Annotated in this window: 11 protein-coding genes; 9 read left to right on the top strand and 2 right to left on the bottom strand. The window is 75.0% G+C overall.

Annotated elements, in window-relative coordinates; all coding sequences use genetic code 11:
- Window positions 1-3 precede the first annotated feature (3 nt).
- Genes ABTZ54_RS21410 through ABTZ54_RS21425 form a run of 4 tightly spaced genes read left to right on the top strand, consistent with a single transcriptional unit; the run spans window position 4 to window position 7,627 of the window.
- Window positions 4-1,491, top strand: coding sequence for a flavin monoamine oxidase family protein (locus ABTZ54_RS21410; RefSeq protein ID WP_351665526.1), 1,488 nt, complete (start codon window positions 4-6; stop codon window positions 1,489-1,491).
- Window positions 1,488-4,697, top strand: a complete 3,210-nt coding sequence (locus tag ABTZ54_RS21415; RefSeq protein WP_351665528.1) for a ferritin-like domain-containing protein — start codon at window positions 1,488-1,490, stop codon at window positions 4,695-4,697. Before ABTZ54_RS21410 ends, ABTZ54_RS21415 begins: the two co-directional genes overlap by 4 nt.
- A gap of 3 nt (window positions 4,698-4,700) precedes the next feature.
- Complete coding sequence (locus ABTZ54_RS21420; RefSeq protein WP_351665530.1) at window positions 4,701-6,347, top strand: FAD-dependent monooxygenase; 1,647 nt, start codon at window positions 4,701-4,703, stop codon at window positions 6,345-6,347.
- On the top strand, window positions 6,344-7,627 hold the full coding sequence (locus ABTZ54_RS21425; RefSeq protein WP_351665532.1) for a cytochrome P450: 1,284 nt from the start codon (window positions 6,344-6,346) through the stop codon (window positions 7,625-7,627). The genes ABTZ54_RS21420 and ABTZ54_RS21425 overlap by 4 nt, the downstream gene beginning before the upstream one ends.
- On the opposite strand, the gene ABTZ54_RS21430 is transcribed toward ABTZ54_RS21425, so the two are convergent.
- Entirely contained in the window at window positions 7,617-7,898 is a 282-nt protein-coding gene (locus ABTZ54_RS21430; RefSeq protein ID WP_351665534.1) for a hypothetical protein, read from the bottom strand. The two genes, ABTZ54_RS21425 and ABTZ54_RS21430, sit on opposite strands and share 11 nt — an antisense overlap.
- A gap of 81 nt (window positions 7,899-7,979) precedes the next feature.
- Here ABTZ54_RS21430 and ABTZ54_RS21435 point away from each other — a divergent pair, with 81 nt between their 5' ends.
- Window positions 7,980-8,645 carry a class I SAM-dependent methyltransferase gene (locus ABTZ54_RS21435; RefSeq protein WP_351665536.1) on the top strand — a complete coding sequence of 222 codons (666 nt, stop codon included), beginning with the start codon at window positions 7,980-7,982 and terminating at the stop codon, window positions 8,643-8,645.
- A 13-nt stretch (window positions 8,646-8,658) separates the two neighbouring features.
- On the opposite strand, the gene ABTZ54_RS21440 is transcribed toward ABTZ54_RS21435, so the two are convergent.
- Window positions 8,659-9,411: a DUF4118 domain-containing protein gene (locus ABTZ54_RS21440; RefSeq protein WP_351665538.1), complete on the bottom strand. Its 753-nt coding sequence runs from the start codon at window positions 9,409-9,411 to the stop codon at window positions 8,659-8,661.
- A gap of 207 nt (window positions 9,412-9,618) precedes the next feature.
- Between ABTZ54_RS21440 and ABTZ54_RS21445 the strand changes: the two genes are divergently transcribed.
- From ABTZ54_RS21445 to ABTZ54_RS21460, 4 genes are all read left to right on the top strand, one after another.
- Window positions 9,619-11,589, top strand: a complete 1,971-nt coding sequence (locus ABTZ54_RS21445) for an APC family permease (protein ID WP_351665540.1) — start codon at window positions 9,619-9,621, stop codon at window positions 11,587-11,589.
- A 95-nt stretch (window positions 11,590-11,684) separates the two neighbouring features.
- The gene (locus tag ABTZ54_RS21450; RefSeq protein ID WP_351665542.1) at window positions 11,685-12,482 is read left to right on the top strand and encodes an SGNH/GDSL hydrolase family protein; all 798 of its coding nucleotides are present in this window, start codon (window positions 11,685-11,687) and stop codon (window positions 12,480-12,482) included.
- Between the two features lie 36 nt (window positions 12,483-12,518).
- Window positions 12,519-13,145, top strand: coding sequence for a GNAT family N-acetyltransferase (locus tag ABTZ54_RS21455; RefSeq protein ID WP_351665544.1), 627 nt, complete (start codon window positions 12,519-12,521; stop codon window positions 13,143-13,145).
- Window positions 13,142-14,041, top strand: coding sequence for a PaaX family transcriptional regulator C-terminal domain-containing protein (locus tag ABTZ54_RS21460; protein ID WP_351665546.1), 900 nt, complete (start codon window positions 13,142-13,144; stop codon window positions 14,039-14,041). The genes ABTZ54_RS21455 and ABTZ54_RS21460 overlap by 4 nt, the downstream gene beginning before the upstream one ends.
- The last annotated feature ends 1 nt before the right edge of the window (window position 14,042 follow it).

The raw sequence follows: 14,042 nt of genomic DNA on the forward strand, positions 1-14,042 counted from the left end.
GACTTGTCCCAGCACCGGACGCGCACCCGAGGCACGGTCACCGTCATCGGCGCGGGCATGGCCGGCCTGGTCGCCGCCTACGAACTCGAACGCCTCGGACACCGCGTGGAGGTCCTGGAAGGCAGCCGCCGCCTCGGCGGCCGTGTGCACACCCATCGCTTCGGCGCCGACGAGGGTGCCCCGTTCGTCGAGCTCGGCGCGATGCGCGTGCCCACCGCCCACCGCCGCACCATGCACTACATCGAGCACCTCGGCCTCCAGGACCAGGTGCGCCCCTTCACCACCCTGCTCTCCGAGGAGAACGCGTTCCTCGCCACCAGCACCGGCCACGTACGCCTGCGCGACGCCCCCCGGGCGCTGATCGCGGACGTCCGGGCCACGCTGGCCCGCGCGGACTACCGGGACGAGACCGTCGTCTTCGGGGCCTGGCTCGCCGCCGTCGTCGACGCCGTCGCCCCGCCCGCGCTGCGCGCGGGGCTGCGCGAGGACCTCGCCCGCGACCTGCTCGACCTCGTCGAGCGGATCGACCTGACGCCGCATCTGCTCGGCGACGGCAAGGACCGCATCGACGTGCACGGCCTGTTCGCCGCCCACCCCGGCATCCGGGCCGGCTGCGGCACGCGCCTGAACAGCTTCCTCGACGACATCCTCACCGAGACCAGCCCCGCGCTCGTCCGGCTCGCCTGCGGCATGGACCAGCTGGTGCAGCGGCTCGCCGGCCGGATACGGGGCCCGATCTGGCTCGGCCAGGAGGTCACCGGGGTGGACGTCGCGCCCGACCGGGTACGGCTGCGCGTCGGACGCGGCCCCCTCGCCGCCGTGCGCGACGGCGACCTGGTGCTGTGCACGGTGCCGTTCTCGGTGCTGCGCGGCATGGCGCTGACCGGATTCGACGAGGAGAAGCTGGCGGTCGTGCGGGGCGTGGACTACTGCCCGGCGACCAAGGTGGCCGTGCACTGCCGCGAGCCCTTCTGGGAGCGGGAGGGCATCCGGGGCGGCGCCTCGTTCAGCGGCGGCCTGATCCGGCAGACGTACTACCCGCCCCGGAGCGAGGAGCGGGGGTCCCCGGGCGGCGGCACGGGCGGGGCGGCGCTGCTCGCCAGCTACACCATCGGCGAGGACGCCGACCTGCTGGGCCGGATGCCCGTGTGCCGGAGGCACCGCACGGTCCTCGACGAACTGGGCCGCATCCACCCGCAGTTACTGCGGCGCGGGATGGTCAGAGGGGTCGCCAGCATGGCCTGGGGCGAGCATCCGTGGACCGCGGGCGGCTGCGCCATCCGCTGGGGCCAGGACGCGGCCGCGTGCGAGGAGGAACGCCTGCGGGCGGCCCGTCCGCAGGGGCGCCTCTTCTTCGCCGGGGAGCACTGCTCGGCCGAACCGGCGTGGATCGAGGGGGCGGTGGAGTCCGCCCTGGCCGCGGTCGCCGGGATCGACCGGTGCGCCCGCGCCCGGCGCGGCGCCGCCCCGGCCCGGCTGGAGGCGGCATGAGCGTCTTCGACACGCCCCGGCTGTACTTCGCCGGCACCGCGCTGACCCGGCTGCCCACCGCCCCGCGCGGCGGCCTGGTGGACCTGGCGACCAACACGGCCCTCACCCCGGACGGCCCGTTCCCCGTGGACCGGCCGGCCGGCGAGTACCACGCGCACCTGAGGGAACGGGGCGCCCTGGGCGGGCACTTCTCGGGGAACGGGCACTTCTCCGTCGACGCGCGGGTGACGGGCGCGCAGGGGCCGGGCGGCGGTCCCGTGGACCCTGCGGATCCGCTGGTGGGGCGGGCCGTGGACCTGTGGGGGCACTACAACCCGTACCTCGGCACGACCGTCAACCGGGCCCGGGTCTTCGACCTGGATCCGGCCTCCGCGTGGACGACGACGCTGATGATCGGCCGCCTCGCCCTGGGCCGTCGGGGCCGCTCGCACGACACGGGCCATCTGTGCCTCGGCGACGTGACCGGCTTCCAGCCGCCGCGCTGGCAGTCCTTCGCCCCCACGCCGTCCGTGCTCCACCAGTTCGCCGTCCCCGCCGGACCCGCGCTCGACTGGCCGCGCGGGCCCGAGGGGCCCGAAGGGCCCGGCGGCGGGTCCCCGGTGGCGGAGGCGCTGCGGGCCGCGGCCGAGGAGAGCGGCGGCCTGGTGGTCCAGTTCACGCTGGAGGCACGCGGAGCGGGAGGCGCCGGCCCGGGCGACGCCCCGCAGGAGTGGCGGCTGCGCGGGGTGATCGCCCCCTGGCGGCCGGAGGAGCCGCGCACCCATCCGGCGGGACGGCTACTCGTCCCGTACGGGCCCGGGGGCGCCGTCCGGGGCGGGCGGATCTGCTCGGTGCGGGTGACGCCCGAAGGGGCCGTGTTCAACCTGCCGTTCGGCCCGCCCGCCCCCGGTGACCTGGAGCTGCGCACCACCGTCTCCGACGAGCTGGTCGCCGTGCTGCCGGGCCGGGGCGACGGGGAGGTCTTCGATGCCGTCGACGCCACGGTGGTGGCGGTCCCCGTGACCGACCCCGGTGCCGCCTGGGCCGCCGACGAGGGGCTCTGCCTGGTTCCGGCGGGCGGGGCCGACCGCACGGTGCTGCTGCGCGAACGCGAGCGGGTGGTGGTCGCCGACGAGGCCTGTCTCTTCGTGGAGCACCCGGACCGCGAGCGCGGCGAGGACCACGCCGTGGAGGTCGCCGTGCGCGCCCTCGTGCGCGGGCGCCCGGCCGCGCTGGAGCCGGTCCTCGTCCGGCAGTTCACCAACCCCCGGGCGCTGCCACGCGACCCGGTCGCCTCGCGGCCGGAGGCCCGCGCCGGGGAGCTCGTGACCGTCGAGCTGCGGGCGGGGCGGGAACAGGACACGGGCGGCGCTGTGGAATCCGTGGATTCCGTGGACTCCGTGGATTCCGTGGACTCCGTGGACGGATACGGGTTCGGTCCGTGGTGCCGGCTGGTCACCGACGCCCAGGGGCTCGGCTGGTTCACGGTGCGGGGCGCGCGGGCCGGCACGGCGCGGCTGCTGCTCACGGCGGACGCCGACGAGCCGCCCTGCCCCCTGGACGCGCCCGGGTCGGCCGCCGCCGCGTACGACGACGGGGACGCGCTGGGCTGGTGGGCGGGCGCGGGTGGGGCGTACGTCCGGGTGCTGCCCGACGACTGGCAGCTCGACGCCGTCCTCCAGCGGGACGTCACCTTCGAGCTGCTGCACCGCGAGGTCTTCGCCTTCTACGAGCACCTGTTCCCGTTCATGCGCGACGAGGTGTTCAGCCTCGCGGACCGGTGCAAGGTCGAGACGTACGCGAAGCTGATCTGGCAGATGTGCGATCCGTCCAACCGGGACCGCACCTACTACATGCCGCCCACCCGGGACCTGAGCCTGCCCAAGGCCCGGCTGCTCCTGAAGTACCTGCGCGCCCGGGACGCGGCGGACGCCGTGCTGCCCGCCACCGCGCCCTCGCCCGTCACGGCGGCGCCCCGGATCACCACGCGGGCGCAGTTGCGGGCGGCGCTGTGGCAGGCGGTCACCGTGGAGCTGGCGACCTCGCTCCAGTACCTGTACGCGGGGTACTCGCTGCCGACGCACGGCGCGGGGTTCGCGTATGTGCGGCGCGGGATGTGGACGCCCCGGCAGCTGCGGCTGGCCTGCGGGGACGGCGGGGAGACGCTGGCCAAGGGGATCCGGGACACGCTCTTCGAGGTGGCCCGCGAGGAGATGATCCACTTCCTGGTCGTCAACAACATCCTGATGGCGATGGGCGAGCCGTTCCACGTCCCGGCGATCGACTTCGGCACTCCGGGACGGCTTCCGCTGCCGCTGGACTTCGCCCTGGAGCCGCTGAACCTGGGCAGCGTGCAGCGGTTCATCGCGATCGAACGGCCCGCGCGCCTCGCGGGCGGGTCCGGTGCGGGCGGGTCCGGCGAGGTGGCGGGGCTCGGGTCGCCGAGCGAGCTGTACGCGGCGATCCGCGAGGGGCTGACGACGGTGCCCGACCTCTTCCTGGTGGAGCGGGGGCGCGGCGGTGGCGAGCACCACCTCTTCCTCGGGCGGGCGGTCGACGCCCGCCACCCCGACTACCAGTTGGAGGTCGACGACCTGTCGAGCGCCCTGTTCGCCGTGGACTTCGTGACCGAACAGGGCGAGGGCGGGGTCCTCGACACCCCGGGCCCCGCGCCCGACTCCCATCACGACACCTTCGTACGCCTCGGCGAGCTGCTCATGTCGGAGCGGGCCGACGGCCCCAACGGGCAGGGGGCGCCGTGGAGTCCGGCCTATCCGGCGCTGCGCAACCCCACGCTCGACCCGGCGCACCCGGGGCGGGCCGCGGTGCGCGACCCGCACGCGCGCGAGGTGGCCCGGCTGTTCGACCGGAGCTATTTCATGATGCTCCAGCTGATGGTGCAGCACTTCGCGGAGAGCCCGGACGCGAGCCTGCGCCGGTCGCGCCTGATGAACGCGGCGATCGACGTGATGACGGGCATGATGCGCCCGCTCGCCGAGCTGCTCGTCACCCTCGACTCGGGGTGGCGCGGCAGGACCGCGGGCCCCGGCTTCGAGCTGGAGGAGCCGCCGCTGCCGCTCGCACGGCCCGATGTGGCCCGACGGGCGTTCGCGATGCGCTTCGGGCACCTGGCCCGGATGGCGCGGGAGTGTCCGGGCGTGCCGGACCGCGTGCCGGAGCTGATGACCTTCTACGCCGAGCAGTTCCGCGCCGAGGGAGAGCGGTGAGCCATGGACACGAAGACGTACGAGAGCCGTGGCGGCGCGGGCCGCTCCCGCGCCGCCGCCCATGACACGGACGTCCTGATCGTGGGCGCCGGTCCGGTCGGGCTCGCGCTCGCGCTCGATCTGGCCTACCGGGGCGTGGACTTCACGCTGGTGGAGGCGGGCGACGGCAGCGTGACCGACCCGCGCGTCACGACGGTCGGCCCGCGCGCCATGGAGATGTTCCGCCGCTGGGGCGTCGCCGACGCGCTGCGCGACGCGGGCTGGCCGGCGGACCACTCGCTGGACGTCGCGTGGGTGACCGCCGTCGGCGGCCACGAGCTCCACCGGCTGTCCTTCGGCACGACCGCGACGCGGCCGCCGCTCGCCGTCACACCGGAGCCGGAGGCGATCTGCCCGCAGCACTGGATGGCGCCGCTGCTCCTCGACCGCGTCGGCCGCCACCCGGAGGGACCGGTGCGTCTGCGCTGCCGGCTGCTCGGCTTCACCACGCCGCCCGGCGGCGTGACCGCGACCGTGGCCTGCGACGACGGCACCCGGGCGACGGTCAGGGCCCGGTATCTGGTGGGCTGCGACGGGGCCGCCTCGCCCGTGCGCAAGGCCTGCGGGATCGCCTCCTCCGAGCTCCACGAGACCCGGGTGCTGCGCAACATCCTGTTCCGGGCGCCCGGACTGCCCGCGCTGCTCGGCCCGGACGCCCCGCTCGTCCACTTCCTCACCTCGCCCGACGGGCTGCGCTATCCGCTGCGCGCGATCGACGGGCGCGGTCTCTACCGGCTGACCGCGCCGCCCGGCCCCTCGGATCCGCTCGGTGTCGTCCGCCGCGCGGTGCCGCTGGACACCCCGCTGGAGATCGCCTCGCACGGCCTGTGGCACCTGGCGCACCGGGTGGCCGAGCGGTTCCGGTCGGGGCGTGTGTTCCTGGCCGGGGACGCGGCCCACACCCTGTCGCCCTCCGGGGGCTTCGGCATGAGCACCGGCGTGTGCGACGCCGCCGACCTCGGCTGGAAGCTGGCCGCCACGCTCGCCGGGTGGGCCGGACCCGGACTGCTCGACGCGTACGAGACGGAGCGGCGCCCGGTGGCGGTGGCCGGCGTCGAGGAGGCCAACGTGAACCTGCGCCGCACCCGCGAGCGGCGCATCTCCCCGGCCCTCCTCGACGACAACCCGGTGGGTGAGCGGGCGCGGGCCGCGCTCGGCCGGGAGCTCGCCGCCTCGGACGTACGCCGTGAGTTCGACCGTCCGGAGATGCACTTCGGGTACCGGTACGCCTCCCCGGTCATCGCCGCCGACGCGGACGCGTCCGACGACGTGTGCCCGCCCGGGGCGCGGGCGCCGCACGTCTGGCTGGACGGGCGGCGGCGCTCGACGCTCGACCTGTACGGGCCGGGGTTCGTCCTGCTGTGCCTGGAGGGCGGGGCGGTCGGGGGGTGCCCTTCCGGGCACAGCACCGCCCTCGACGCCACCGCGCGGGCGTTCGCCGCGCGCGGGATCCCGCTCCGGGTCGCCCGGCAGGCCGGGTTGGAGGCCGCCCGGGCGTACGGGCGCCCGTTCGTCCTGGTCCGGCCGGACGGACACGTCGCCTGGCGCGGCACCGCGCCACCGGCGGACCCGGGGGCGCTGGCCGACCTGGTGCGGGGGGCGGGGACATGAGCGGGCCTTCGGCGCCCCGGCGCCTGCCGCCCTTCGACCCGGCGCGGCTCGACCTCTCCGACCCCTATCCCGCGTACCGCCGCTACCGGGAGCACGAGCCCGTGCACGCCATCCGGCCGGACGGCGGTGACCGGGCGCCGACCACCTGGTACGTCTTCCGGTACGCGGAGGTCGCGCGGGTGCTCGCGCGGCGGGAGTTCGGGCGGGTCTCCCCCGCGACCGGCAGCGCCGCGCCGCTGCCGCCGGGGTACGCCGTGCTGCGCGAGGTGGTCGAGAACTGGCTGGTCTTCCTCGACCCGCCGCGCCACACCCGGCTGCGCTCCCTGGTGCTCCCCGCGCTCGGCGCCGGGCCCGTGGACGCGCTCCGGCCCCGGATCCGCCGGATCGCCCTCGGCCTGGTCGAGCCGCTCGTGGCCCGGAGCACCGTCGACGTCGTCGCGGACTTCGCCGCCCCCTTCCCGCTCCTCGTCGTCTCCGGTGTGCTGGGCGTGCCGGAGCACCGGCAGGCGTGGTTCCGCGCGCGGGCGCTCGACCTCCAGCGGGCCGGCGGGGCGCGGGTGGACCGCGACGCCGAGGGGCTCGCGGTGGCCGAGCGGGCGGCGGCGGAGCTCGGCGCCTACTTCCGGCGTGAGCTGGAGCTGCGCCGGGGGCCCGGGAACGACCGGGGCGACCTGCTCTCCGCGCTGGTCCGGGCCGCCGACGAGCGGACCGCGCTCAGCCCCGAGGAGCAGGCGGCCACCTGCATCCATCTGCTGACGGCCGGCCACGAGACGACCACGGGGCTCATCGGCAAGGCCGTCCTCGCGCTGCTGCGGCGGCCGGAGACCTCGGCCGAACTGCGCGCGGAGCCCGGGCTGCTGGCGGGGGCGGTGGACGAGTTCCTGCGGCACGACCCGCCGGTGCAGATGATCACCCGGTGGGCGCAGCGGGACACGGTGCTCGCGGGGCGGCCGATCGCCCGGGGCGACCGCATGGTCCTGGTGCTCGGCTCGGCCAACCGGGACCCGGCGCGCTTCCCGGACCCCGAGCGGCTGGACATACGGCGGGACTCCGCGCGGCACTGCGCCTTCGGCCTCGGCATCCACTACTGCGCGGGCGCGGCGCTCGCGCGGGCGGAGGCGGAGGCGGGCCTCGCGGTGCTGCTAGAACACCTTCCGGCGCTGCGGCCGGGGGCGCGCCCTCGGGTGACGGCGCGTTACGCCCCGGACTGGGTGTTCCACGGGCCGGAGCGGCTGACGGTCACGATGCCGGAGGCGCCGCCCGGGCGGGCTACGGCGTAGCGGCGGGTGCCGGGGCGGTGGCGTCGGGGGTGGGCGCGTCCGGGGTGTCCGGCGGCCATGCCGAGGGGGGCCAGTCCTCGGCCGGTGGGCTCCAGGTCGGGCCGGCCGGGGGTGCGAAGGGGCCGGCCTTGTTGGCCATGAGGAGCATCATCACGCCGACGAGGACGAGGCTGCCGATGATGAGGGCGAGCCCGAGGGGGTTGCGCGGGTTGTACTCGTAGCGCCATCCGTACCGGCTGCGCTTGAACACCGGCTCGTGATCGTCGTCCATGTCCCGGCTCCCCCCTGTCCGATGCGCGCCAGGCTACTCTCCGGTCCACGGACGACCGACGAGGACCCGAGGACCGGCACCATGGCACAGGACGCGCAGCGCGAGCACTGGCAGCGCACGTACGAGGAGCACCCCGGCATGTACGGGGACGAGCCGTCGGAGCCCGCGCGGCACGCCGCCGGGGTGTTCGCCGACGCGGGCGCCCGGGACGTGCTGGAGCTGGGCGCGGGGCACGGCCGGGACGCGCTGTTCTTCGCGGGCCGGGGCTTCACGGTCCTCGCGACCGACTTCAGCCCGGTCGGTCTCGGTCAGCTGGGCGAGCGGGCCGAGACGCTCGGTGTGGCCGGCCGGGTCACGACGGCGATGGTGGACGTCCGCGAGCCGCTGCCCTTCGAGGACGGTTCGGCGGACGCGGTCTTCGCGCACATGCTGCTCTGCATGGATCTGTCCACGGCCCGGATCGAGGCCCTGGTGGCGGAGGTCCGGCGGCTGCTGCGGCCGGGCGGCACCTTCGTCTACACGGTCCGGCACACCGGCGACGCCCACTACGGGTCGGGCACCGCGCGCGGCGACGACGTCTACGAGCACGGCGGCTTCGCGGTCCACTTCTTCCCCCGGGCCCTGGTCGACCGGCTCGCCGAGGGCTGGCGGCTCCAGGAGGTGCACGCCTTCGAGGAGGGCGCCCTGCCACGGCGCCTGTGGCGCGTCACGATGACGGTGCCGGGGCCGGTGGCGGGCGGCGTATAAGCGGACGCACGGCTCAGCCGGACTCCGCCGGTTCCCCCGCGTTGTCGAGCGCGGCGGCGGCCCGCCCCGCCAGGTCGGCCGCGACGAGCCGGGCCTCCAGGGGCGGCGGTACGGCCCCGGGGGCGGGGGTCATGAGGAAGCGGCCCTGGTAGCGGCCGCGGGCGACGGCCCGCAGCTCGATCTCACCGTCCGGCCAGCCCTGCCGGTCCAGGTCCCAGATCCAGCCCTCGACCCGTACCGATCCGTCCGGGAGCAGGCGGGGCGGGCGGCCGGTGAGCGTCCCGTACTCGAAGCGGCAGGCGCTCAGGCCCAGCAGCCCGACGAGTTCGCCGCGGACCGCTCGTACCACCGCGTCGGGCGAACGGCTCTCGTCGGCGAGGCGGCTCGCCTGGTGGAGGCGTTCCAGGTGGCCGGCGTCGGTGACGGCGACCGTGCCCAGCAGGCGGGCCCGGGCGGCGAGCTGCGAGACGATCAGGCCGACGAGCAGGAGCAGCAGCGCGGTCTCCAGGTCCGCCCGGTCGCGGATGTGGAAGCTCTCGTACGGCGGGGTGTGGAGGAAGTCGAACCAGGCGGCGGCCGACACGGCGGCCAGCGCCCCCGCGAGGCGGTTGCCGAGCGCGGCGACGGCGACGACCACGACGACGAGCAGCAGCGCGAGGTTGGTGTGGGTCACGCTCGTGCGCAGCGGCAGCAGCGCGAGCGCGGCGAGGAACGGGGCGAGGACGGCGGCGACCAGCGCGGCGACGTCCCGGCGCGGAATCCTCATGGCCGACCTCCGGCACCTGATGGTCTCGGCCCCCGACCCCAGGCTGCGCCGTATGTGACACGTGCAACGTCCACCGGGGGGATCTTGACGGATTCCTGACGCCCGCCGCCGGGTTCCGTACGTGTCCCTTGCGTACGCTGACTCGGCTGCCGTCCGAGCGATGGCCGAAAACCGACCATTCCCCGCACGGACAGCAGGAGCCCCTCGATGTCCACGTCGCCCCCCGCCCGCACCGGTCGCCTGCGCGCCTGGATGCTGGAAGGCCTGTCCGACATGGGCAAGGGGCGCACCACGCCCCCGGCCCACCCGGAAGAGCCGGCCCCCGTGTCCAAGCTGGAGCACAAGGGCCAGCCCTGGTGGCGGGTCATGTGTCTGACCGGTGTCGACTACTTCTCGACCCTCGGCTACCAGCCGGGCATCGCCGCCCTCGCGGCCGGACTGCTCTCTCCCGTCGCCACCGTCGTGCTGGTCGTCGTGACCCTCGTGGGCGCCCTGCCGGTCTACCGGCGGGTGGCCGAGGAGAGTCACAAGGGCGAGGGCTCGATCGCGATGCTGGAACGTTTGCTCTCCTTCTGGAAGGGCAAGCTGTTCGTCCTCACCCTGCTCGGGTTCGCGGCGACCGACTTCCTCATCACCATCACCCTCTCGGCCGCCGACGCCTCGACCCACCTGGTCGAGAACCCGCATCTGTCCGAGGCCCTGCACGACAAGCAGATGATCATCACCCTGGTGCTCGTCGCGCTGCTCGGCGCCGTCTTCCTCAAGGGCTTCCTGGAGGCGATCGGCGTCGCGGTCGCGCTCGTCGGGATCTATCTGGCCCTCAACGTGGTCGTCGTCATCACCGGCCTGTGGCACGTGATGACCGAGGGGCACGTGGTGACCGACTGGTCCACGGCGCTGACGGCGGAACACGGCAACGTCTTCGTGATGATCGGCGTGGCGCTCCTGGTCTTCCCCAAGCTGGCGCTGGGCCTGTCCGGCTTCGAGACCGGCGTGGCGGTCATGCCTCACGTCAAGGGCGACCCGGACGACACCGAGGAGAAGCCGGCCGGCCGGATCCGCGACACGAAGAAGCTGCTGACCACGGCCGCGCTCATCATGAGCGTGTTCCTGATCTCGACCAGCTTCATCACCACCGTCCTCATCCCGCAGAAGGAGTTCGAGTCGGGCGGCCAGGCCAATGGCCGCGCGCTCGCCTACCTCGCCCACGAGTACCTGGGCAACACCTTCGGCACGGTCTACGACATCGCCACGATCGCGATCCTGTGGTTCGCGGGCGCCTCCGCGATGGCCGGACTGCTCAACCTGATGCCCCGCTACCTCCCCCGCTACGGCATGGCCCCGCACTGGGCCCGCGCCGTCCGCCCCATGGTGATCGTGTTCATCCTGGTCGCCTTCCTGGTGACCTGGATCTTCGACGCGGACGTGGACGCGCAGGGCGGCGCGTACGCGACCGGCGTCCTGGTGCTGATCTGCTCGGCGGCCATCGCGGTGACCATCGCGGCGCGCAAGGCCGGTCAGCGCGGCTGGACGATCGGCTTCGCGATCATCTCGGCCGTCTTCCTCTACACGACCGTCGCGAACGTCATCGAGCGGCCCGACGGTGTGAAGATCGGCGCCTGCTTCATCGCCGGCATCATCCTGATCTCGCTCCTCTCCCGCCTCGGCCGCGCCTTCGAGCTCCGGGTCACCCATGTCGAGCTCGACGACCTGGCCGAGCGCTTCATCCGGGACATCGCCAACCGCACCCCTCGGTTCATCGCCAACGAGCCCGACCGGCGCGACAAGGCCGAGTACCGCGAGAAGATCGAGCAGATCCGCGCCGACAACGACCTGCCCACCACCGAGGACTTCGTCTTCGTCGAGGTCACCATCACCGACCCGTCCGAGTTCGAGGCCGGTCTGACCGTCCGGGGCGAGGTCCTGCACGACCGCTACCGCGTCCTGACGGTGGAGAGCTCCTCGATCCCGAACGCGCTGGGCGCGCTGCTGCTGCACGCCCGTGACCTCACCGGCGTCCGCCCGCACATCTACTTCGAGTGGACCGAGGGCAACCCGTTCGCGAACTTCCTGCGCTTCTTCCTCTTCGGCCAGGGCGAGGTCGCCCCGGTCACCCGCGAGGTGCTGCGCGAGGCGGAGCCCGACCGCTCGCTCCGGCCGCGCGTCCACGTGGGCTGAGGCCTGATGCCCCCGACAGCCCTATACTCAATAAAGTGAATAGGTGCGTGCGCCCCTACATAGGCGCGCACGCGAGCGAGAAGGCGGTCGGTCGCATGACGGTTCAGCCGGGCCCCCCGTACCTGCGGTACGTCGCCCTCGGGGACAGCCAGACCGAAGGCGTCGGGGACGGCGACGACACCCGGGGCCTGCGCGGCTGGGCGGACCGGCTCGCGGAACGGGTCGCGCGGGACAGCCCGGACCTGCGCTACGCCAACCTGGCCGTACGGGGCCGGCTGGCCGGCCAGGTACGGGCGGAGCAGCTCGGCCCCGCGCTCGCGCTGCGCCCCGATCTGGCGAGCGTGGTGGCGGGCGTGAACGACCTGCTGCGGCCGCGCTTCGACGCGGACGAGGTCGCCGGGCACCTGGAGGCGATGTTCGCCGCGCTGACCGCCCAGGGCGCCCGGGTCGTGACCCTGACCTTCCCGGATCTGACCCGGCTGATCCCGGCGGCGCGCCCCGTCGCTCCGCGCCTCGCGGCGGTCAACGCCCGCGTCCGGGAGGCCGCGCGCCGCCACGGCGTCACCGTCGTCGAGACCGGCCACCACCCGGTCGTCACCGACCGGCGGCTGTGGAGCACCGACCGGCTCCACGCGTCCCCGCTCGGCCACGACAGGATCGCCGCCGCCGTCGCCGAGGCCCTCAGCCTCCCCGGCAGCGACGGCTCCTGGTCCCACCCGCTCCCGCCGCCCACCGCCCGCCCGGCCACGGGCCCGCGCGCGGCCGTCGCCGAACTCGCCTGGGCCGCCTCCTTCCTGACCCCGTGGCTGGCCCGGAGGCTGCGCGGCCGCTCGTCGGGCGACGGCCGCACGGCGAAGCGACCGGCACTGCTCCCGGTGGCCGCCACCCGCTAACGTTCGCTTTAGATACGACCGTATTACATTTGATAGATGAATACACGCGCTGTCGTCCACAGGGACGTCCCGCCAGGGGCCGAGGTCCGTGTCGCCGAGCTGTACTGGGAGGCGTTCGGGCGCAAGCTGGGGTCCGCGCTCGGGCCGCCCGACAAGGGGCGCGCCTTCATCGCGGAGCACCTCCGCCATGACCGCGGGCTCGTCGCCCTGGTCGACGGGACGGTGGCCGGGATCGCCGGGTACCAGCTCGGCGGACACGGGCTCACCGGCGGCGGGGCGGGGGACGTGCTGGAGACGTACGGGCTGGTGCGGGGGCTGCCGCGACTGGCCCTGCTGGCGCTCCTGGAGCGGCGTCCGGCGGACGACGAGCTGGTCATGGACGGGATCGCCGTCGACGCCGAGCGGCGGGGGCTCGGCATCGGCGGGATGCTGCTCCGCGAGATCGCCGCCGTCGCCGCCGAACACGGGTGCCGGCGCATCCGCCTCGACGTCATCGACGTCAACCCCCGGGCCCGCGCCCTGTACGAACGGCACGGCTTCGTCGCCGTGCGGACCGAGCGGACGCCGTTCCTGCGGGAGCTGATGGGATTCGGCGCCGTCACCACCATGCACCGGCCGGTCACCGCCGCCGACTGCGCGCACGGCCGGGAAGGGACCCGATGACCACGCCCGATACCGATACCCCCGTCCCCACCCGGATGCTGGTCCACGCCCTGGTCCGCGAGGACGGCACCGTGGACGCCGGGGAGCTCTACGACGTCGGCGGACTGCTCGGCATGAGCGACCAGCAGGTCCGACTCTGCGTCAAACGGCTGGTCGCCGAGGGGCGCTTCACCCACGAGGGGCGCGGGCGCAAGGCGCTGCTGCGCACGGTCGCGGACGGCGACGGCGAGCTCGCCCCGGACGCGGCGTACATCCGGCTCGCCTACGCCCAGGACCGGGGCGGCGCCCCCTGGGACGGTGTCTGGCACCTCTTCGGCTTCGCGGTGCCCGAGTCCAGCCGCGGCGCCCGCGACACCCTGCGCGACACCCTGGTCCGCCTGGGCGCCGCACCGCTCCAGAGCGGGCTCTACGTGAGCGCCCACGCGATCGGGCCGCTCGTCGAGGCCGAGGCGGAGCGCCTCGGTGTGGCCGCCGCGCTCACCCGCCTGACCAGCACCGACCTGCGCCGGGGCGGGCTCGCCGACCCGGCGGAACTGGCCGCCGCGCTCTGGCCGTTGGAGGAGGTCGCCGGGCGGTACGAGCGGCTCGCCGGGCTCGCCCGGGAGGTCCTGGACCGGCTCGCGGGGGCGCGTCCGCCCGGCCGGGCGGAGCGGCTGGGGCTCAGCGTCCGGCTCGCCGCCGCGTTCGGCGAGGCCATGGAGCCCGACCCCCTGCTGCCGCCCGAGCTCCTGCCCCACCCCTGGCAGGGCGCCACGGCCCGGGCGCTGGCCGCGGAGTGCTGGCACGCACTGGCGCGGATCGGGGACGAGGAGGAGGGTGTACGGGCGGACGGGGCCGGGACCGGCGGGGCGACGCCACGGCTGTTCGCCCGCTACCGGGGGCTGCTCGCCGAGTGAC

Origin of the sequence: Streptomyces sp. NPDC094032 (genome assembly GCF_040303965.1) — a bacterium.
GTDB lineage: Bacteria > Actinomycetota > Actinomycetes > Streptomycetales > Streptomycetaceae > Streptomyces.